Source organism: Thermithiobacillus plumbiphilus (assembly GCF_038070005.1).
Taxonomy (GTDB): Bacteria; Pseudomonadota; Gammaproteobacteria; order Acidithiobacillales; family Thermithiobacillaceae; genus JBBPCO01.
On the sequence record NZ_JBBPCO010000010.1, the window covers coordinates 97,968 to 118,161 of the forward strand.

The following is a 20,194-nucleotide window of genomic DNA, read 5'->3' on the forward strand; positions in this document are numbered from 1 at the left end:
ACCAATTGATCGAACCTTGTCCTCGTCTGCTGCCGGCTGCTTTGCGGAGCGATGGCGTTACGGTGGCGACCCACGGCAGGATAACTTCTTCAAAAGGCAGAATGCTATGAAATTCGGTAAAATGCGGTTTACGGCCACGCTGTGCGTGGCGCTTTCTTCCATTTCGCTGGCGCAGGCGGGTAGCGGCAACGGCGAAGTCACTTTCATTCACATGGGCGACCTGCATGGTCACCTGATTCCTCACCCGAATGTGCGCAGCGACGGCAACGGCCAGAGCGAGGGCGGACTGGCACGCATCTACAGTCTGGTCCGGGAGATCCGGCAGGCCAAGCCACGGCAGACGTTACTGGTGAACACCGGCGACACCTTGCACGGTGGCGCGGAGGCCCTGTTCACCCAGGGCGAGGCGATGATCAAGGTGCTCAACGCCTTTCGCATCGATGCCTATGCCCCAGGCAACTGGGATTACGTCTACGGCGCGGACAAATTCATCGACTACTTCGCCGACAGTAAGCCCAAGGCCAACTGGCATGCGGTGATATCCAACCTTTACTATGACAACTATCCCGGTGCCGAGGCCAGGACCGGGCAGCACGTCGCCCCACCCTATATGATCAAGACCATCAACGGGTTGCGCGTGGGCATCCTGGGCTTCACCTCTGATCGCGGTCCGCAGGCCGGTGATCCGAACATCACCAAGGGGCTCAAATTCACCAACGGTGAGGCCGAGTACGAGAAATATGCCAAGCTGCTGCGCGAACAGGAAAAGGTGGATCTGGTGGTGGCCATTTCCGAACTGGGGCTGCACGGGAATCTGACCCTGGCCGACCGGATCCCGGGGGTGGATGTGATTCTCTCATCCGATAAGCACGAGATCACGCCCAAACCCATCGTGTCCAGGCACGGCACGCTCATCGTCGAGCAGGGCATGGATGGTCAGGTGGTCGGTGAACTGACCGTGCGGGTGAAAAATGGCAAGGTGGTCGACAAAAAATACGTGTCCCACCGCATTACGAACCGGCTCAAGGAGAATCCCGCCGTCGCTGCGTTGATCAAGTCCGTGCGCCGGCCCTACGTGGCGGGGCCGCAGTTCCGGCCGGGGCAGTTCAGGAACCCCATCAGCGGCGCCCCCCTGCGTTATCCCATTGATAGCGTGATCGGCCAGACCCAGGTCGCGCTGTATCGCAGCAATTTCAGCGATGAGGCCATGCCCGGCGTGATCGAGGGCAGCTCCCATGATTTCCTGACCGACGCCTTCCGCGTCATGACCGGGGCGCAACTAGGTGGTATCACCGGCTTCCGTTACGGTACCACGGTGGCGCCAGGGCCGATCAAGCTGGAGGATCTCTATCATTACATGCCGATCGGACCGCAGATCGCCAAGGGCGAACTGACCGGCGCGCAGATCAAGAAGACCCTGGAGGGCAATCCACAAGGGGAGCAGGGCCGGGTGAACGAATGGATCAACGGCTGGACGGCGGGCTACAGTGGCCTGACGGCGGATTTCGACCCGCTGGCGCCGCAGGGGGAGCGCGTCAGGAACATCCAGGTCAATGGCCAGCCGCTGGACTTGAACGCCAGCTACACGGTCGCCGGTTTCTACTTTGACCTGATTCCAGGCCAGATCAACCGGGTGCCGGCCAAGAATGTCACGGTGCTCAAGGACAAGGATGGCAGTCTGCTGGATGGCACCGATGTGGTGAAGCGTTATATCGAGTCCCTGCCGGCCAGCACAGTAACCGCCGATAATCTGCGCCTGAATCGTATCCGGCTCGTCAACCCGCTGCCGAAGCCGGAGCACGGCATCCGCGAGATCCAGCCGCTGGGTTCGGTGGCCAAGTAAGCGTTCCGGCGTGGTTCCTTCAAGCATGAGGCGGCCTTCGGGCCGCTTTTTTTAGTTAAATACCCGGATGACTGGATCACCTGGCCGCGGCCCCTATTCTTTCCATTCTGGATCATCCCTTTTAAGATGGTTCGCTTCATGCCGAGGAGCCCTTATGCCCCGTTTTCTGCCAGAACAACCATTAACTGAAGCCACTGCCCGAACAGGCATCCTGCTCGTCAACCTCGGCACGCCCGATGCCCCGACCGCGCCTGCGACGCGCCGCTATCTGAAAGAATTCCTGAGTGATCCGCGCGTGGTGGAGATCCCCCAGGCGGTCTGGTTGCCCATTCTCAATGGCGTCATTCTCAATACCCGTCCGGCGCGCTCGGCGAAACTCTACCGCAAGATCTGGCTGCCGGAGGGTTCGCCCTTGCTGGTGTATTCCCAGCGTCAGGCACAGAAGCTGGCGAGCGTGCTGGCGGATGGCGGCACACCGGTGACGGTGGAACTTGGCATGCGCTACGGTAATCCTTCCATCCCTGACGCCATGGCGCGGCTGAAGGCGGCCGGTTGCGATCGCATCCTGGTTTTGCCGCTCTATCCGCAGTATGCGGCGAGCACCACGGCATCGACCTTCGATGCCGTCAGCCGGGAGCTGACGCGCTATCGGCGGATACCTGCGCTGCGCATGGTCACCCGCTATCCGGATCATCCGGGCTACATCGATGCGCTGGCGGCCAGCGTGCGCGAGCACTGGGCGGCCCACGGCAAGCCCGAACGCCTGCTGATGTCCTTTCATGGCCTGCCCAAGCGCAGTATTGATCTCGGCGACCCTTACTATCACGAATGTCAGTTGACCGGGCGATTGCTGGCCGACGCCCTGGACCTGCCGGAAGATGGCTATCTGATCACCTACCAGAGCCGCTTTGGGCGAGCGGAGTGGCTGCAGCCCTATACCGTCCCGACCCTGGAGGCCTGGGCGAAGGCGGGGATCAAGCGGGTGGATGTGATCTGCCCGGGTTTTCCGGCGGACTGCCTGGAGACCCTGGAGGAAATCGCCATGGGCGGCAAGGAGAGCTTTCTGGCCGCTGGCGGCGAGCAGTTTCGTTACATCCCGGCGCTCAACGAGCGCGAGGACTGGATTGCCGCGCTGGCGCGGATCGCCCGCGAGGAACTGGGAGGCTGGCTGGAGGCCTCGCCAACTGGCAATCCCGAATCGATAACGGGTATCCGGGCTGTCAGTGTTGGTGTCCAGGACGAGTGGGCCTGAATTCGCCGCGCTCCAGCGGAAACACGGCGGTTTCGGGTTGAAGCGTGACGTGATCGATGCCGTATCGCTCCTGCAGCATCTGGCGCAGGCCTTCGAGGGTTTCCAGCCAGAGGGCCATGTCCTGCATCACCACGTGCGCGGACAGGGCGATGGAGCCCGAACTCACGGTCCAGATATGCAGGTCGTGCACGGACTTCACCTGCTTGACTTCGGCCATGCTGCGCCCGACCTCGGCCATATCGATCTGCGCCGGCACGCCTTCCATCAGCACGTGCAGGGCCTCGCGCAACAGGCGCACGGTGGAGAGCAGGATCAGCACCGAGATGGCGATCGACAGGATGGGATCGATCGGCGTCCAGCCGGTGAAGAAGATCACGGCTCCGGCCACCAGTGCCGCCACCGAGCCAAGCAGATCGCCCATGACGTGCAGGAGTGCGGCGCGGGTATTGAGGTTCTCCTCACCCTGCGACAACAGCCAGGCCACCAGGATGTTCACGCCCAGGCCGATGGCGGCCACGATCATGACTGCGCCACCCTGAACCGGCTGCGGATTTTGCAGGCGTTGCACGGCTTCATAACTGATGCCGGTGATCACCGCCAGCATGAACAGGGCATTGACGAGGGCGATCAGCACCTCGGCGCGCGCCAGGCCAAAGCTGTGGCGGGCCGAGGGCGGGCGCTTGGCGATCCAGGCCGCCAGTGCGGCGAGCCCCAGGGCACTGGCATCGGTGACCATGTGGCCGGCGTCACCGAGCAGGGCCAGGGAGCCCGACCACCAGCCGGCAATCGCTTCGACCAGGGCAAAGCCAAAGGTCAGCAGCAAGCCCCAGCGCAGGCTCTGACCGGCACTGTGGCTGTGTCCGTGGGCATGGGAGTGCCCGTGCGCGTGACCGTGGGAATGGGCCATTCTGCCCCCGCCTGTTTTATGGAATGGCCCTATTGTTCCACAGTCCGCGGGGGCTTGTCAGTGATCCGCGTCGGATGCGGTTCAGCCGCTGTCATCCAGGCGTCTGGCGCGCTGCTGGAGTTTCTCGAAAAAAAGTTCGTTCAGGCCCAGCACCCAGGCAAGCGAAGCCATCCAGCCGGCCAGCACGTCAGATGGGTAGTGCACGCCCAGGTAGAGCCGTGACAGGCCGATCAGGAGCACCAGCGGAATCCCGATGAGCAGGGCGGCCCCGCGCCAGCGCGTGGGCCAGAGCAGGATGATGAGCGTGAGCGCCAGCGCCATCGAGACCATGGCGTGCCCGCTGGGGAAGCTGTAGGTGCCCAGCGGTGCCAGGGACTGCCAGAGATCGGGCCTTACCCGCGCGAAGAAGAGCTTGATGCCCTGATTCAGGGCCAGCGCTCCGCCCACGCCCAGCAACACGAAGGTCGCGTCCGCCCAGCAGCGGCGCCAGAGCAGCCAGAAAAACAGCCCCGTGCCGACCACCAGTGGACCGATGAAGCCAATCCGGGTGAAAAACAGCATGATCTGGTCCAGGGCCGGCGTGGCCTGGGCGTGCAGATACAGGAGGGTGGCCTCATCCCAGGAGAATGACTCCTTTTCCCAGACATCCTCGGCCAGGGCGCCGAAGAGGTAGAAAGGTAACAGCACCCCGGCAAACAGCAACAACAGGCGCCCGCGCCGGGCCTTGAGCAATCCCAATAGCGCCTGCATTCTTTGATCCAATGCCATGTGTCAGGCCTTTTGCCGTATCCGCAGCAGGAGGAAGGCGGTCACACCCAGGATGAGCAGCCCCAGCAGCAGGATTTCCGCATGCTGGATGCGGCTGAGCAGCAGCTTGAGGCTGGCGCTGAAGAGATAGCCCAGGCCGGCTATGACAGCACTCCAGAGCAGGGAGGCCGGCAGGTTGATGATGGCAAAGCGCAGGCGCGGATAGCCCTGGCTGCCGAGCAGCAGTACCGCCACGGTACGCACCCCGTACATGAAGCGAAACAGCACGGCGGCAAGATCACCGTAACGGGCGATCACCTGCCGAGCCTTGGGGGCATTGCGCTGCAGCCGCGGAAAGCGTTCGAGCAGACGGGGGCCATAGTGATGCCCGACCAGGAACAGGCCCTGTTCGACGATGCTGCTGGCCACCCAGGCAGTCAGGATGACCTTGATCAGGTCCATGTGTCCGGCATGAGCCAGCGCCCCGGCCAGTGCAAGAATGGCCTCGCCTTCGGCCAGTACACCCAGAAAAAGCAGCAGGTAGCCGTGCTGCTGCAAAAAATCATGCAGCAGTGCTAGGCTGTCCGGGCCGAGTCCCAGTGCTTCCAGCAGTTCGTTCATGCAGCCTCCGGTTTCTGGCGGCCCTGCATCAGCAGATACAGGGCGGGCATGAGCAGCAGCACCAGCGGCACGGCCAGCAGCAGGCCCGAGATGATGGCGATGGCCAGCGGCGTCTGCATGGCCGAGCCCGTGCCGATGCCGAGCGCCAGTGGCAGCAGGGCCAGGATGGCAATCAGCGAGGTCATCAGGATCGGCCGCATGCGCTGGGTGCCGGCCTCGATCAGGGCCGGGCTGTCGTGATGGCCTTCCAGGCCGAGTTCGGCGAAGTAGAAGATGGCGACCTCCGTGACGATGCCGATGATCATGGTCATGCCCATCATGGCGGAAATATTGAGTTCGGTACCGGTCAGCCACAAACCCACAAAGACTCCGCTCACCGCCAGCAATACCGTGGCGAGAATCGCCAGCACCACGGCGAAACGCTCATAGAGAAAGAGCAGCAGCACCGTGACCAGCAGCAGGGCGGCGGCGAAAACCACGCTGAGATCGCGGAAGGACTGCTGCTGTTGCTGGTAAAGACCGCCATACTCGATATATACCCCGGCGGGCAGATTGAAGTTGCGCAGGCCGGCCTGCACGTCCTTCATGGTGGAGCCGAGATCGCGGCCCTCGATGCGGGCGGTGACCGCCACCATCGGCTTGAGGTCTTCGCGCACGATCTGCGCCTGGCCCTGGCTGATGCTGACCGTGGCGATGCGGCTCAGGGGCAGGACATGACCGTCCGGGGCTTGCAGGCGCAGACCTTCGAGTTGCTGCACGCGCGCGCGCAGGTCGGCAGGCGTCCACACGCGCAGGCCGATCATCTTCTCGCCGGCCGGGATCTGGCTCGCCACGTTGCCGGCGAGCAGGTCCTTGATCTGGCGCGTGGCGGCTTCGGGATCCAGCCCCTCCAGGCCGGCACGAACCCGGTCCACGCGGATGTCGATGGCGTCCCCCGCGATGACCACGCCACTGAGCACTTCCACCACGCCCTGGACCTTGCCGATGCTTGCTGCGATCTGCGGCGCGAGTTGCTGCAATTGCGCCTGATTGTCGCCAAACAGCTTGACCTCGATGGGCTGGGGCACGGCGGTCAGGTCACCGATGAGATCCTCCATGAGCTGGGCGGTTTCGATCTGCAGGCCCGGCACCTCGGTTTCGACGCGTTGTCGCACCTCGCTCATGATGCTTTCGATATCGCGGCGCGGCATGGGTTTCAGGTGAATGAAGAAATCGCCCTCATTGGCCTCGGTGAGCCCGCCACCCAAGGCGGTTCCGGTACGGCGCGAGTAGCTGTCCACCTCGGGTGTGGCGCGGACAATCGCCTCCACCTGGCGCAGCAGGCGGTCGGTCTCGGTGAGCGAGGTGCCGGGTGGGGCCTTGTAGTCGAGAATGAAGCCGCCCTCGTCCATTTTTGGCATGAAGCCCGAACCCGTGTGGCTGAAGGCGAAATAGCCGATGCCGACCAGCACCAGCATGGGCAACAGCACCAGCACGGGGCGGCGCAGCAGCCAGCCCATGCCGCGGCCATAACCATGGTGAAGCCGGCTCAGCAGGGGCCCGCGATGCTCCAGGCGGGCGGCGGTTTCCGGTTTGATCCAGAGATGCGCCAGCAGGGGCACGGCCAGGAAGGCCACGAAAAAGGAGATGATGAGGCTGGCGGCCATGGTCAGCGCCAGGGCCTTGAAAAACCCGCCGCTGACACCGCCGAGAAAGGCCAGCGGCGCGAAGATCACCACCGTGGCCAGCGAGGAGCCCGCCAGCGGGCGGGCCATTTCCATGGCTGCCTGAAGTACTGGCGTCCCGCTGTCTTCCCGGGATTCGCTCAGCCGGCGCATGATGTGCTCGATCATCACCACGGCATCATCGACGATGAGCCCCACGGCGGCCGCCATGCCGCCCAGGGTCATGATGTTGAAGCTCATGTTCAGGACATTCAACAATAATACCGTGGCGGCCAGCACGCCCGGCAGTACCAGGGCGACGATCAGGGTGATGCGCAGGTTACGCAGAAAGAGCAGCAGGATCACCGCGGCCAGCAGGGCGCCGATGCCGATGGCGTCGCGCACGCTCAGGGCCGAGGCGACCACCAGTTCGGATTGGTCATAGTAGGGCTTGATCTGGATGTCGGCCGGGATCTGATGAGCAAAGCTCGCGAGTTTCTGCTTGACCGCCTGGGTGATGGCGACGGTATTGGCGCCGCGCTGCTGGCGGATGTTGACCAGCACGGCATCCAGGCCGTTGGCGGTGACACGGGTCCATTGCGGCGCCACGGCGGGGACCACCTGAGCCACATCGTCGAGTTCGACCACGCCCGTGCCACCGGTACGCAGCACGGTATGGCGGATCTCGTCGAGATTGTGCAGGCTGGTATCGGAGAGCACCAGATACAGCCGGTAATGATCCTCCAGCCGGCCGACCGCGCTCAGGACATTGCTGGCCGAGAGCGCGGTGGCGACGTCCTGCAGGGTGAGGTTGTAGGCCTGCAGGCGCGCCGGATCGACGCGCACCTGGTACTCCGCCTGACGCCCGCCGAGCACGTCCACCCGCGCCACGCCGGGGATGGCGGTGAGCAGGGGGCGCAACTGAAAGTAGGCAAAGTCGCGCAGGGCGACCGGGTCACGTTGCTTTGAAGTCAGGGCCAGGCCGAGCACCGGAAACACGGTGGGGTCCATGCGCCGGGCCTCGAAGCGGGTGCCGGCCGGCAGCTCCGGCAGGGACTGGTTCACTGCCGCCTGCACCTGCAGCAGGGCGGCGATCATGTCATGGCCCCAGCCGAAGTTCACCGACAGTTCCGCCGAGCCACGGCTGGAGGTGGAGCGGATGCTTTCCACGCCCGGCACGGCTCGCAGGGCCTGCTCCAGTGGCTGCGTGACCTCCAGCACCATGCGGTTGACTGGCCGGTCGCCGGCATCCACCGATACCACGATACGCGGAAAATCGATGGTGGGAAACAGCGAAACCGGCAGCTTCATGGCCGCCAGCGCGCCGCCAATGGCCAGAATGGCCAGCAAGAAGAGCAGGGAGCGTGCATGGCGCTGCAGCCAGGCCCCCATCATCGCTTGCCCCCATCGAGCCGCAGCGCCATGCCGTTTTTCAGTTCGTAATTGCCGAGTATGACCACGCGTTCACCGGGCTGCAGACCGGCGCGGATCTCGATCACCTGCCCGGTATCCTGGCCGATGCGGACCCAGCGCTGCCAGGCGCGTCCCTGCCGCGCCACGAACACATAGGGCCGGCCCTGCTGGTAGAGCACGGCGCTGCGCGGCACGGTCAGGGCCTGGGCCTGGCTCAGGATGATCTCGCCGCGCACCATGGCATTGGCCAGCAGGCCGGGACCGCCGGCCAGGGGCACGACCACCTCGGCCAGGCGGGTCCTGGGATCGACCTGGCGGTAGATCTCGCGCACCGCACCGGTGACCGGCTTGGCGCCGGTATACAGGGCCTGCACGCGCACCGGCATGCCGGTGCGGATGCGGTCGATGTCCTCGGGCTCGACGCCAAAGCGCACGCGCAGGCGGTTGCCCTGGGCCAGACGCAGCAGCGGGGTGCCAGGGGCGGCGATCTCGCCGGCGCGCAGCATCACCTGTTCCACCACGCCATCCATGTCCGCGCGCAAGGTGCGCACCGGGCTGGCCCCGAGGCGCTTGCGGATACTGGCGAGCATTGCCTGGGCCTTGGCCAGGGCCTGATCGGCGGCCTGAACCTCGGCATTGGTGGCGAGCTGACGCGCGCGCAGGTCACGCAGGCGCTTGACTTCCTTGCCGGCGAACTCGACCTCGATCTCGGCATTACGCCGTTCCAGCCGGGCGTTGGCGGTATTTTCCAGCTCGATCAGGGGATCGCCCTTATGCACCGTCTGGCCCGCCGCCACGAACACCCGCCGCAGCAGTCCCTCGCCCTGCACGTCCACGGTCTGGCCGTGCTCGGGCGCATATTCGACCGTCCCAAAGGCGGTCAGGGTGTCCTGGATGGTCCGGGTCGAAGCCGGCGCGAGCCGTGACAGCACGCTGGGCGCGGCCCAGGCCGGTGTGCTCAGCAAGAGCATCGTCAGGATCAGAGGGCGGGCAAGGGGCATCGATTCTCTCCTAGGGCTGAAGCGGCGCGCCGACTGCGATATCCAGCGCGGCGCGCTGTTCGGCGATGTTCTGATCGAGGCTCAACAACTGCAGTTGATAGCTGAGCAGGCTGGCGCGAATGGTTTCGTAACTCAGCAATGGCACGTCGCGGCGCTGGGAGGCTTCACGCAGCACGGATTCGGCGTGCTCCAGACTCGGCAACTTGCTGGCGAGCGCCGTCCGCTCGCGCGCCAGGCGCATCAGATCCGCCGTGATCTGGCTGATGTCGGCGCGGGTTTGAAAGAGGCGCGTGCTGTATTCGGCAAAAAGCTGTTCGCGCGTGGCGCGGGCCAGGGCGATATTGCCGCGATTGCGATTGAACACTGGCAGGTCCAGGCTGACGCTGGCGCCTATGGTGCGGATGCCGGAGGTGTCGCTGGCCCGGGAAAGGCCAAGGTTGAAGCGCGGGAACTGGCCCAGCACGGCGCGATAGAGCGTCGCCTCCTGGCTGGCGTAGCCGGCCTGCAGGGCCAACAGATCCAGGCGCTCGTGACGGGCACTGGCGAAGAGCTGCGCGGGATCAGTGGCCTCGGGCTCGGCAGCCGGCCGGATGCCGAGCTTCAGCATCTGCTCCGGCGGCAGCCCCAGATTGCGATTGAGGTCCTGGCGGTTCTTTTCGATCTCGCGCTGCAGGGCCAGCAGGCGGTCGCGGGCATCGATCAGGGCGGATTCGCGCAGGGCGAACTCGTCGAGCTTGATGTCGCCGCGCTTTAGATTGCGCCTTGCGGCCTGATACAGGCTGTCCGCCACCTGTTCCGCCTGGCCGGCAATGCCCGCCTGGCGCTCCAGATAGCCCAGGCGCACCCCGAGCAGGCGTGCCTGATTGGCGGTCAGCCATTCCTGCCAGGCAATGTCATAGCGTACCTGCTGCGCCTGGGTACGGGCGATGCGCTGCTCGGCGTGGCGGGTGATGAGTCCAAAGATGTCCCAGGACAGGCCCAGATTGTAGGCGTTGACGAGATCCGGCCCGCTGCTGGTGGGGTGATCGAGGCCGGCGCTCAGTTGCGGGTCGGGCAACAGGCCGGCGCTGAACACCTGGGCACTGGCCACGCCGGCGCGGGCGCGCTGGGCACGCAAGTCGGGACTGGCAATGACGGCGATGACCGCCAGCTCGCGATCGGTCAGGGGCTTGCTGAAATCGAGTGTCAGGGGTGGCAGACGCGGATGTTTCAGCTCGGACGCCATTTTCTGCAGCAACGCGGGTGAGGGCGCCGCCAGGCTCTCTTGCATGGCGGCGCTGTCCAGCGGTTTGGCCTGATAGCTGGCGCAGCTGCTCAGCAGCACAGTGCTCAGGACGAACAGCAGGATTCCCGGGGCATTTGGCATTGTTGTTCCCCTGTAAAAACCCGCGCCGACTGGCGGCGCGGGGAATGGGTATGGTATCAGTCCTTGTCGTCGTGGCTTTCGGCCTTTTCTTCATCGGCCTCGGACACGGCCTTGAGGATGTTGCCGGTCTGGGTATCGACCTCGACCGCCATCACGCCGCGGGCACTGGCGACCTCCACTTCATAGACCGGCTTGCCCTTTTCCATTTCGAGCTCGGCGGCCAGGGCCTTGCCGCGCACATGCTGCTCAGCGGCATTGACGGCCTGGGCCAGCCCGACACGGGCCTGCTGGAGCGCGGCGATCTCCTGCCGGTCTTCCTGCGCCTCGCGATCCGGCTGGCTGGCGTAAACGATCCCCGCACCTGAAAGCGTCAAGGCACCCAGTACTGCGACAATCCATGATTTATTAAGCATAATCAACTCCTGTCGGCAATCTGGCAAAGCATGATTGCCCTGCCTGAGCCGCTATCTTCCAGTCGTCTGCTTAAGGGCGGCTTAAGGTGCGCGCTGCAATATCGCTCTTGTTGCGGCGAGTCTGAAGAGGAGAAAGAGATGCGTATCCTGCTGGTGGAAGATGATGCCCTGCTCGGCGATGGCGTGCGCCAGGGCCTCAAACTGGAGGGCTATGCCGTGGACTGGCTGCGCGATGGTGCACAGGCTGATGCCGCCCTGCAGAGCGAGTCCTATGAACTCCTGCTGCTGGATCTTGGCCTGCCGCGCCTGTCCGGCCTGGAATTGTTGAAAGCCCTGCGAATCCGCGGCCAGACCCTGCCGGTGCTGATCCTCACCGCCCGCGATGCCGTGGCCGACCGGGTGCAGGGGCTCGACGCCGGCGCCGATGATTATCTGGTCAAGCCCTTCGATCTCGATGAGCTCGCCGCCCGCGTGCGCGCCCTGCTGCGCCGGCCCGCTGCTCAAGCCGGCAGCCAGCTCGTGCATGGCGATCTGGTGCTCGATCCCGCCACCCACACCCTGTCGCGCGCTGGCCAGCCCGTCAATCTGTCCGCCCGCGAATACCAGCTCCTGCACACCCTGCTGAGCAAGGCCGGGCGCGTGCTCTCGCGCGAGCAGCTCGAAAGTGCGCTCTATGGCTGGGACGAGGAGGTCGAGAGCAATGCCGTCGAGGTGCACATCCATCATCTGCGCAAAAAGCTCGGCACTGAGCTGATCCGCACCGTGCGCGGTGCCGGCTACGTGATCGACAGGGCCTGAGATGCATTCCCTGCGCCTGCGCCTGCTGCTCTGGCTGATTCCCTCGGTGTTGCTGCTGTGGATCGGCGCGCTGGGCTTCAGCTATGTCGACAGTCGCCGCGAGATGCAGGACGTGTTCGACCGCTATCTGCTGCAGATCGCGCAGAGCCTGCTCAGCCAGGGCGCCACGCCCGCCGCGCTGTCGCCGGAAATCGCCGAAGAAATCGAACATGAGGACGAGCATCAGCTCGTATTCCGGGTTCTCGATAGGGCCGGGCGGGTCATAAGCCAGTCCGCAGGTGCTCGCGTGTTCCCGCTGCAGACCCCCGAAGGTTTTTCCCGCCTGCGCGTTCATGGTGTACAATGGCGGGTGCTCACCTTCAATGAAGCCGGCAGCCAGCGCCGGGTGCTGGTGGCCGAGCCCCAGGACGTGCGCGACGAGATGTTGCGCGAGTTCATCTGGGATACTTTCATGCCGGTGGTGCTGGCCCTGCCATTTCTGGCGCTGCTGATCTGGCTTGGGGTGGGCCGCGGGCTCAAGCCCCTGCGCGAGCTGGCGCGCACTCTCAAGACTCGCGCGCCGGATTCGCTAGCGCCGGTGCAACTCGAAAATCCCCCCGCCGAACTGCAGCCCTTGCAGGTGGCCCTCAACGAACTACTCGGCAGGCTGGCGGAGGCCTTCGCGCGCGAGCGGCGCTTCACTGCCGATGCCGCGCATGAACTGCGCACCCCGATTGCCGGCATCCGCCTGCAGGCTCAGGTGGCCCTGCGCAGTACGGAAGACGATGCCCGGCGTCAGGCCCTGCGCCAGGTGATTCAGGGCGCGGATCGCGCCACGCATCTGGTGGCGCAGTTGCTGACACTGGCGCGGCTGGAACCGGGGCATGTCCTGGAGAAAGCGCCGGTGGATCTCTGTGCCCTGACCGAGGAAAGCGTGGCCAGTCTCGCCCATGATGCCGCCGCGCGCGGCACCCGGCTTTCCCTGCGCTGCGAGGCCCCGATATGGGTGCAGGGCGAGGCCGGCAGCCTGGGCATCCTGCTGCGCAATCTCATCGACAATGCCATCCGCTACGGCGGATCGCAGGGCTCGGTCGAGATCGATATCAGGCAAGGGGAGCCCGGAATCGAGCTGTCCGTGATGGATGCGGGACCCGGCATTCCGCCTGAGGAGCGGCAGCGGGTACTGGAGCGTTTCTATCGGCGCCTGGGCACGGAGGAGGAGGGCAGTGGGCTCGGACTGTCGCTGGTGGCGCGCATTGCCGCCATGCATAGTGCCAGTCTGCAACTCGGCGCGGGCCTGAACGGACGCGGGCTCGGAGTATTCATCCGCTTTCCGGGCTGAAAATGGATGACGGGTCCGATTGACATCGGCTTCCTTCCGTCCCTTAATGGTTGTTAGCAAACTAGCAATTTGCCTTCGGATGCGGGAGGGTTGCGTATGTGGCTGGAGCAGCGGGTATTGCAGCAGGTTGGGCGGCGGCTCTCGGATCAGCAGATCCCACTACGCGTGGTGCTCTGGAATGGCGAAAGCCATGAACTCGGCCCGCAGCCGAAGGTGGATCTGCACCTGAAATCGCCTCGCGCAGTGCGCCATTTCCTGCGTCCGAATCTGGATCGGCTGGGCGAGGCCTATGTCGAAGGCGAGATCGACATTCGTGGTCCGCTGGAACAGACCCTGCACATTGCCGAGGCGCTCTGCCCGGGGACCGGCAAGGGCCGTACCCGCCCCCTCCTGAGCCACCTCATCCACCGCCACAGTCGCCAGCGTGATGCCGAATCCATCCAGCGGCATTATGACATCTCCAATGATTTCTACGCGCTCTGGCTGGACCGCAACATGGTCTACTCCTGCGCCTACTACAGGAGCGGCCAAGAGGACATCCACCAGGCCCAGGAGCAGAAGCTCGACCACATCTGCCGCAAGCTGCGCCTGCAACCCGGTGAACAGTTTCTCGACATCGGTTGTGGCTGGGGGGCGCTGATTGTCTGGGCGGCTAGGCATTATGGCGTGCGCGCCACTGGCGTGACCCTCAGCCAGGGCCAGTATCAGCATGCCCGTCAGCGCATCCGCGAGGAGGGCCTGGAAGGACAGGTCGAGGTCCGCCTGCAGGATTACCGCGACATTCCGGGCGATGCGATTTACGACAAGATCGCTTCGGTGGGCATGTTCGAGCACGTCGGCATCAAGCAGCTACCCGTCTATTTCGCCAGCATCCAGCGCCTGCTCAAACCAGGCGGGCTGGTGCTCAACCATGGCATCACCACCTGCGACCCAGATCCACGGCACGCCGGGGTGGATGCCGACAGCTTCATCCATCGCTATGTCTTTCCCAATGGCGAACTGGCGCATCTGAGCCTGGTGCTCAATGCCCTGGAGCGGCAGGATCTCGAAACACTCGACGTCGAATCCCTGCGGCTGCACTACGCCAAGACCCTGATGCACTGGGTGAGTCGGCTCGATGCGCAGCAGTCACGCGCACTTGAACTGGCGGGTGAACGCAGTTTCCGCATCTGGCGCATTTACATGGCCGCGTCCGCGCATGCCTTCCTGCGCGGCTGGATCTCGATCTATCAGGTGCTTGCGACCCGTCAGGAGACCAGCGGGCTGGTCCGTCATCCCTGGACCCGCGAGTATCAGTACGCCAATCCGATGGCGCACAACCAGCCCGAAGAGGAGTTGCAAGCGGCCGCAAGTTCCCAGCCCTTGCCAATGTGAGCAGGAAATCGGGCATGAAAAAGCCGGGCACGAGGCCCGGCCTGATGAAGTTGCCAGCTTAGGTTCTTCGCACCGATCGATAGATGAAGAGCAGTAGTATCGCGCCCAGTATGGCGATGATCATGCTGCCCAGCGTAAAGCTGTTCGCCGTTCCCAGACCGATGGCGCTGGCGATGAAGCCACCCAGCAGGGCGCCGGCAATGCCCAGCAGAATGGTCATGAAGATGCCGCCTGGGTCATTGCCCGGCATGATCCACTTGGCCAGTACACCCACGATCAGCCCAAACACGATCCATCCAAGAATGCCCATGATTCACCTCCTCGTGATGACAGCCATTTTTACGAAGAACGCCAGGATTGACGTTATTAGTGCTGCTCCCCGGACAGGCAGCATCCAGGATCTGGCGTACTAGTCGCCGATGACGTACACCTCATCCAGTACTTCTGATACACCCTCTACCGACGCGATGGTTTCCAGTAGCGCCTCCAGTTCCTCGGAGGAATCGACCTCTCCCCGGACAGTTACAATGTCGCCATCCACCGTCAGGTCCAGCCGCTCCTCATCGAAATCTCCCCGAACTTGCAAGGTCTCCATGACCGCCCGCAACAGTTCATCGGCCTCCCGGATCATCGGATCACTGTCCGGCAGCATGTCTTCCCGGCCCAGACCCTGATGTTCGGCGGGTGCCATGCCCTCGCGGTCCGGCGAATTGGCCTCGTGAAAGCTGTCGTCCGGCACTGGGTGTTGCGGCGGCACATACGATATTGCCTCCTCGCGGGAGGCCAGGAAGTCGTCCGTCAGACCCGACTTCGGGTCCTCGTTGAGGTCCCCGGTATCGGCCGTCGGGTGTTGAATCGGTTGTTCGTCGCGCGATTCCGGCCAGGTCTCGTCACGTGGCATGGTCTCATCGGCGGAGACATACTCCTCAAGATCGACGGGCCAGTCCTCGACGCTGTCGAGCCGGGTCTCCCGATCGGTCTGGCCGGGATTGCCCGATGGCTGGGCCGGCGTCGGCTTGAGATCCTGGTCGTGTTGCTTCGCCATTACCTGCTCCTTGTCGCAAAGGTCCAGCGTTCAAAACTGTACAATTAGGCAGTCAGACTGCCTGCCAGTTCACTTGAAAAGCTGGGCGGAAAGCTTTAGGACCAAGGGCGGAGCGTTCAGCGGATCAGGGCGGAGATGGATTTGAAGGCGTGGTGGCCGGCATCTGCCAGCCATTCGAACAGGGTGGATTCGACATTGCTGACGATGATGCCGGCCTGGCGCAGGCGCGCCAGGGCATTGGTCTTGTGGGCATCGTTCCGGGAGGCGACCGCGTCCTCGACGACGAACACGGCATGGCCTGCGGCCTGCAGTTGCAAGGCGGTCTGCAGCACGCAGATGTGCGTCTCCACGCCGGCGATCACGATGCAGCGTCGGTTGGCGCTGGCAAGCGCGGCATCCACGCCGCTCACGCCGCAGCAGGAAAATTGCGTCTTATCGATGGCGGGTGTATCCAGGAATGGCTGCAAGGCGGTCGTGGTCGGCCCCAGGCCTTGACGGTGCTGCTCGGTATGCAGTACCGGGATGTCCAGCAACCTTGCCGACTGGGCAAGCACGCTCGCCTGATGGATCAGCGCGTGGCGGGTATCCGGGTTGATGGCGCCCAGCAATCTGTCCTGCAGGTCGATCAGCAGGAGCAGGGATTCATCCGCGCGGGCGAGCAGGGTCATCAATAGCGGGGTGTTTGTGGGTCGGCCTGCAGGGACCAGGCATCGATGCCGCCGAGCAGATTGGTGACCTGCACGCCATGGTGGTCCAGAAAGTAACCGACCTGCATGCTGCGCACGCCATGATGGCAATAGACGATCACTTCCTGGTCACGGGGGATTTCAGCGAGACGTGCCGGCACTTCGCCCATGGGGATCAGCGTGCTGCCGGGCAGGGCGACGAGCTGATTTTCCCAGGGCTCGCGCACGTCCAGGAGAAAGGGGCTTTCTCCCAGTTCCAGCCGTGCCTTGAGCGCTTGCGGGCGGATGTGCTGCATCAGAACACGAAGACCCGCTCTTCCTCGACATTGCGCAGTGGTGCAATGTCGGTCTCGAAGAGATCTTCCGATTCAAAGACGTTCTCGGCAACGCGCGTGTAGCGGCGGGCATTCATCACCGGCGACTTGCCGACGATGGCAATCAGCCTGCCGCCGATGTTCAGCGAGCGCTTGAAGGCTTCCGGCAGTTTCGGCACGGACCCTGTGATCACGATCACGTCATAGGGACCGTGCCGGTCCCAGCCGCGTGCGGCATCTCCGGTTTCCAGCGTGACATTGCCGATGCCATGGCTTTCCAGTTTTCCCGCGGCGGCTTCGGTAAAGGCCGGTATGTCGTCCACCGAGACCACATGCGCGCTCATGGCCGCCAGCAGGGCCGTGAAATAGCCGCTGCCGGTGCCCACTTCGAGCACCTTGTCTTCGGGGCGGAGCATCAACTCCTGCAGCACCCGGGCCTCCTGCTTGGGCGTCCACATGTATTCGCCTTCGCCAATGGGAATGTTGAAGTCGCCGAAGGCCATCCTGCGATAGGCGACGGGCACGAAGTCCTCGCGGTGGGTGCGCGCAATGGTGTCCAGCACAGTGGGGTCCAGAACTTCCCAGGTCCGGATCTGGGATTCAATCATGTTGCGGCGGGCAAGCTCGAAATCCATGGTGTTTCCTGAAGGCCGTTGATTCGGGAACGTGAAAGTACCAAAGACTCTGATTCTAGATTTTTTTTCGCGATAAAGCACCCCTCGCCGGCAGGCTGCCATGCACCGGCGCCGGCCGGGTGTTTTGGCCCACGCCCTGAACGTGGCTGATCATGGTGCCTGAAAGGCTGAGGTCGGCAGTACCGGCACGGTCTGAAAGTTTTCCGGCAGCTTGCCGGTCAGGCTCTCCAGGAACGCCACGATCTGTTTCACCTGTGTATCACTCAGCGTCTTGCCGAGCTGGGCCCTGGCCATGATGCGGATGGCATCGGGCAGTTCGGTCACCGAGCCGTCATGGAAATAGGGCGGCGTCATCACCACGTTGCGCAGGATCGGCACCTTGAACACGTAAAGGTCCGCCGCGTTTTTGGTGACATCGAAGCGCCCCTTGTCCGGCTCCTTGCTCCCGGTCAGCTTCCAGTAATCCTCGAAACGGCCGAACTTCTGATACATGGTGCCGCCGACGCCGGTGCCATTGTGGCAGCTCGCGCAACCGACGCTGATGAATTCCCGCAATCCGGCCTGCGCGGTGGGCGACAGGGCCCTGGTATTGCCCTTGAGATAGGCATCGAAGGGGGCGGGCGTGACCAGGGTGCGCTCATAGGCGCCAATGGCGGTGCCCCAGTTGTCCTGAGTGAACGGTGAGGGATCCCTGGGGAAGGCGGCCTTGAACAGCGGCAGATAGCCGGGGATGGCCTTGAGTTTGGCAATGGCGTCTTCATATTTTGCCAGGCCAAAGCTCGGGGGGCCTACCAGTGCCTGCACCGCCTGATCCTCGACCGATTTGCGGTCGCCGCGCCAGTGCGCCGCAATGGCGCCCTGGAGTGCGGCATTCAGGACCGTGGGCGAGTTGCGCGGATTGGCCTTGCCATGATTGCCGATGGCCTTGCGCAGTCCATCGGTGCCATAGAGCTGGGGCAGGTGGCAACGGGCGCAACTGACCGTGCCGTCCACCGAGATGCGCGGGTCGAAAAAGAGCTTGCGGCCCAGTTCCACCCGGGCTGGACTGATCGGGTTTTCCTGGGTCGCCATGTTGTCAGGCAGGGGTTTGAACAGCTGCCGGGCCTGCTTGAGCAGAGCCTGATCGCCGGTTTCAGCCAGCCCCGCTGCGGGAGTGAGCAAGTTCAGGCCAGTGGCCAGGAGAGCGGTCGCTAGGGTTGTTTTCATGACTTTTCTCTCAGACAGGCGGCGTGTTATCGGGAAGCCACTCGTTTTGCCAGAAGGTGAGTGCCGTATGGTTCGACGAAAGCAGCAGGACCGGCTGGCTGCGTGGCAGGAAGGCCCAGTAGCCACCCTGCCAACGCCCCTGTCGTGGCTCGGGGGTGGGTACTCCGGCCCGGAATACCAGCGTCTGCACGAAACCGAGCTGATCCAGATAGCTGCTCAGGTGCCAGGCCTCATGCCCTTCCACCCGGCATGCCTTGCAAAGCTGCAGATGACCGGGCAGTGAACTGTCAGGGCCAAGGCCCAGGGCCGCGCGCACCGGTTCCCAGGGTGTGAGTATCCCGCGCAGGCTCGATTCCTCATCCACATGGGCAAAGGCCGCGCGCACCAGTCCGGGCGTGCTGTATCTGTCCCAGGCCAGGAAACCGCTGCTGCCGAGCACGGCCAGCCCGGCGGCCCAGCCTGCGCCGCGCTGCAGGAATTCGCGACGCGACAGGGCCGGCTTGAAGATGCGCCGCTCACTGACCGGCAAGCCGCCGAGCAGGGCGCGCATGTGCCGGTCGAAGCTGCTGTCGTACTTAGGATCCCTGCCGGACATGGCGCTCCCTGTCCTTGCCCAGCGCCAGGCGCAGGGCCTCGCGTGCCCGGCTGAGGCGGCTCATCACCGTGCCGGCGGGGATCTCCAGCGCGTCCGCCAGTCCGGCGTAATCCAGTTCGCTGAGATAATAGAGCACCAGGATCTCCCTGTGCCTGGGTGAGATGCGCTGCAGCGCCCGGACCAGGTCGATTCGCTCATCGTGCGCCGGAAATTCCACCAGCACGGCGTCGGCTGCCTCCAGCGGGGCCAGATTCTGGCCTGAACAGCGGCGCCCGGCCTCGCGGCGCAGGATGCGATACAGCCAGGGCTGCAGGGATTCGATCATGCGCAACTGGTGGCGCGAGCGCCAGGCCTGGGTGAAGGTTTCCTGCACCAGATCCTCGGCGGCGGCACGGTCACCGGTCAGGCCCCAGGCGGCGCGGTAGAGAAAGGCCCGGTACTGGCGCACCCAGCCTTCGAAGTCATCGGTTTTCATGGACCTGTCCGTTTACTTACCCTGATAAGACAAAGAGGAGAAAACAGCGGAAAATATTCCATCCTGCGAGCATTGGTCTGAGAACTTTCTCCGGATATCTGCTTTATAGCTTATAGCAGACCTTGCCAACCCGTGCGGATTGCGGATGGTCAGTGGGAGGCTTTCATGCTTATATGGCCCGGCCGGGAGGGGGCCAGCGACAGGTCCATAATACAGGTCCATAATAAGGTAATCTGCCAAATGGAGGCTGCGGTGGAATTCGAGAATGTCCACAACTACTTCGAACATCTGGTGTTCAATCAGGTCAGGAAGCAACTGCAGGACGTGTCGCAGGACTTCTGCGAAGATGTCGCCTGCGTGGCGCTGAACAGCCTGCCGCCGCGCTATGTGCGCCAGTCCGTGGACCTGCTGTTTTACATGAGCATCGAGGAAAGTAAGGAGATGGAGGGGCGGGTCGAGGCGGCGGTGACGCAGGCCATCGAATATGTCAGCACCCGCATGCGCGACCGGGAAGGGATCTAGAGCGAAATCGGGCGGAC

The 20,194-nt window shown here is 63.9% G+C and carries 21 protein-coding genes; 6 read left to right on the forward strand and 15 right to left on the reverse strand.

Annotated elements, in window-relative coordinates:
- The first annotated feature begins 106 nt into the window (after window positions 1-106).
- The gene (locus WOB96_RS10810; protein ID WP_341371306.1) at window positions 107-1,843 is read left to right on the forward strand and encodes a bifunctional metallophosphatase/5'-nucleotidase; all 1,737 of its coding nucleotides are present in this window, start codon (window positions 107-109) and stop codon (window positions 1,841-1,843) included.
- 154 nt (window positions 1,844-1,997) lie between these two features.
- Window positions 1,998-3,095 carry a ferrochelatase gene (gene hemH / locus WOB96_RS10815; RefSeq protein ID WP_341371307.1) on the forward strand — a complete coding sequence of 366 codons (1,098 nt, stop codon included), beginning with the start codon at window positions 1,998-2,000 and terminating at the stop codon, window positions 3,093-3,095.
- On the opposite strand, the gene WOB96_RS10820 is transcribed toward hemH, so the two are convergent.
- The 7 genes from WOB96_RS10820 to WOB96_RS10850 all read right to left on the reverse strand — a co-directional run bounded on the left by WOB96_RS10820 (window position 3,064) and on the right by WOB96_RS10850 (window position 11,206).
- Entirely contained in the window at window positions 3,064-4,002 is a 939-nt protein-coding gene (locus WOB96_RS10820; RefSeq protein ID WP_341371308.1) for a cation diffusion facilitator family transporter, read from the reverse strand. The genes hemH and WOB96_RS10820 overlap by 32 nt on opposite strands.
- Window positions 4,003-4,083: 81 nt before the next feature.
- Window positions 4,084-4,770: a phosphatase PAP2 family protein gene (locus WOB96_RS10825; RefSeq protein ID WP_341371309.1), complete on the reverse strand. Its 687-nt coding sequence runs from the start codon at window positions 4,768-4,770 to the stop codon at window positions 4,084-4,086.
- Between the two features lie 3 nt (window positions 4,771-4,773).
- Window positions 4,774-5,370, reverse strand: a complete 597-nt coding sequence (locus WOB96_RS10830) for a DedA family protein (RefSeq protein ID WP_341371310.1) — start codon at window positions 5,368-5,370, stop codon at window positions 4,774-4,776.
- Complete coding sequence (locus WOB96_RS10835) at window positions 5,367-8,408, reverse strand: efflux RND transporter permease subunit (RefSeq protein ID WP_341371311.1); 3,042 nt, start codon at window positions 8,406-8,408, stop codon at window positions 5,367-5,369. Before WOB96_RS10835 ends, WOB96_RS10830 begins: the two co-directional genes overlap by 4 nt.
- The gene (locus tag WOB96_RS10840) at window positions 8,405-9,427 is read right to left on the reverse strand and encodes an efflux RND transporter periplasmic adaptor subunit (protein WP_341371312.1); all 1,023 of its coding nucleotides are present in this window, start codon (window positions 9,425-9,427) and stop codon (window positions 8,405-8,407) included. The genes WOB96_RS10835 and WOB96_RS10840 overlap by 4 nt, the downstream gene beginning before the upstream one ends.
- Window positions 9,428-9,437: 10 nt before the next feature.
- Complete coding sequence (locus WOB96_RS10845; protein WP_341371313.1) at window positions 9,438-10,793, reverse strand: TolC family protein; 1,356 nt, start codon at window positions 10,791-10,793, stop codon at window positions 9,438-9,440.
- A gap of 56 nt (window positions 10,794-10,849) precedes the next feature.
- On the reverse strand, window positions 10,850-11,206 hold the full coding sequence (locus WOB96_RS10850; RefSeq protein WP_341371314.1) for a PepSY domain-containing protein: 357 nt from the start codon (window positions 11,204-11,206) through the stop codon (window positions 10,850-10,852).
- Window positions 11,207-11,344: 138 nt separating this feature from the next.
- On the opposite strand from WOB96_RS10850, the gene WOB96_RS10855 reads away from it, so the two are divergent.
- The 3 genes from WOB96_RS10855 to WOB96_RS10865 all read left to right on the forward strand — a co-directional run bounded on the left by WOB96_RS10855 (window position 11,345) and on the right by WOB96_RS10865 (window position 14,699).
- On the forward strand, window positions 11,345-12,004 hold the full coding sequence (locus WOB96_RS10855) for a response regulator (RefSeq protein ID WP_341371315.1): 660 nt from the start codon (window positions 11,345-11,347) through the stop codon (window positions 12,002-12,004).
- 1 nt (window position 12,005) lies between these two features.
- Complete coding sequence (locus tag WOB96_RS10860; protein WP_341371316.1) at window positions 12,006-13,325, forward strand: ATP-binding protein; 1,320 nt, start codon at window positions 12,006-12,008, stop codon at window positions 13,323-13,325.
- A 96-nt stretch (window positions 13,326-13,421) separates the two neighbouring features.
- Complete coding sequence (locus WOB96_RS10865) at window positions 13,422-14,699, forward strand: class I SAM-dependent methyltransferase (protein WP_341371317.1); 1,278 nt, start codon at window positions 13,422-13,424, stop codon at window positions 14,697-14,699.
- 58 nt (window positions 14,700-14,757) lie between these two features.
- Here the strand turns inward: WOB96_RS10865 and WOB96_RS10870 are convergent, their stop codons facing one another.
- The 8 genes from WOB96_RS10870 to WOB96_RS10905 form a co-directional block, all read right to left on the reverse strand.
- Window positions 14,758-15,009, reverse strand: coding sequence for a GlsB/YeaQ/YmgE family stress response membrane protein (locus WOB96_RS10870; protein ID WP_341371318.1), 252 nt, complete (start codon window positions 15,007-15,009; stop codon window positions 14,758-14,760).
- Between the two features lie 99 nt (window positions 15,010-15,108).
- Window positions 15,109-15,744 carry a BON domain-containing protein gene (locus tag WOB96_RS10875; RefSeq protein WP_341371319.1) on the reverse strand — a complete coding sequence of 212 codons (636 nt, stop codon included), beginning with the start codon at window positions 15,742-15,744 and terminating at the stop codon, window positions 15,109-15,111.
- Between the two features lie 116 nt (window positions 15,745-15,860).
- Window positions 15,861-16,412 (reverse strand): isochorismatase family protein, encoded by a 552-nt coding sequence (locus WOB96_RS10880; protein ID WP_341371320.1) that lies wholly within the window; start codon window positions 16,410-16,412, stop codon window positions 15,861-15,863.
- A complete protein-coding gene (locus WOB96_RS10885; RefSeq protein WP_341371321.1) occupies window positions 16,412-16,726 on the reverse strand; it encodes a rhodanese-like domain-containing protein in 315 nt (104 codons plus the stop codon). Before WOB96_RS10885 ends, WOB96_RS10880 begins: the two co-directional genes overlap by 1 nt.
- The gene (locus WOB96_RS10890; RefSeq protein ID WP_341371322.1) at window positions 16,726-17,379 is read right to left on the reverse strand and encodes a protein-L-isoaspartate O-methyltransferase family protein; all 654 of its coding nucleotides are present in this window, start codon (window positions 17,377-17,379) and stop codon (window positions 16,726-16,728) included. The genes WOB96_RS10885 and WOB96_RS10890 overlap by 1 nt, the downstream gene beginning before the upstream one ends.
- A gap of 150 nt (window positions 17,380-17,529) precedes the next feature.
- Window positions 17,530-18,585 (reverse strand): cytochrome-c peroxidase, encoded by a 1,056-nt coding sequence (locus tag WOB96_RS10895; RefSeq protein WP_341371323.1) that lies wholly within the window; start codon window positions 18,583-18,585, stop codon window positions 17,530-17,532.
- Window positions 18,586-18,595: 10 nt separating this feature from the next.
- Complete coding sequence (locus WOB96_RS10900; RefSeq protein WP_341371324.1) at window positions 18,596-19,180, reverse strand: hypothetical protein; 585 nt, start codon at window positions 19,178-19,180, stop codon at window positions 18,596-18,598.
- Window positions 19,161-19,655 carry an RNA polymerase sigma factor gene (locus WOB96_RS10905; RefSeq protein WP_341371325.1) on the reverse strand — a complete coding sequence of 165 codons (495 nt, stop codon included), beginning with the start codon at window positions 19,653-19,655 and terminating at the stop codon, window positions 19,161-19,163. The genes WOB96_RS10900 and WOB96_RS10905 overlap by 20 nt, the downstream gene beginning before the upstream one ends.
- Window positions 19,656-19,907: 252 nt before the next feature.
- On the opposite strand from WOB96_RS10905, the gene WOB96_RS10910 reads away from it, so the two are divergent.
- Window positions 19,908-20,177, forward strand: coding sequence for a late competence development ComFB family protein (locus tag WOB96_RS10910; protein WP_341371326.1), 270 nt, complete (start codon window positions 19,908-19,910; stop codon window positions 20,175-20,177).
- The last annotated feature ends 17 nt before the right edge of the window (window positions 20,178-20,194 follow it).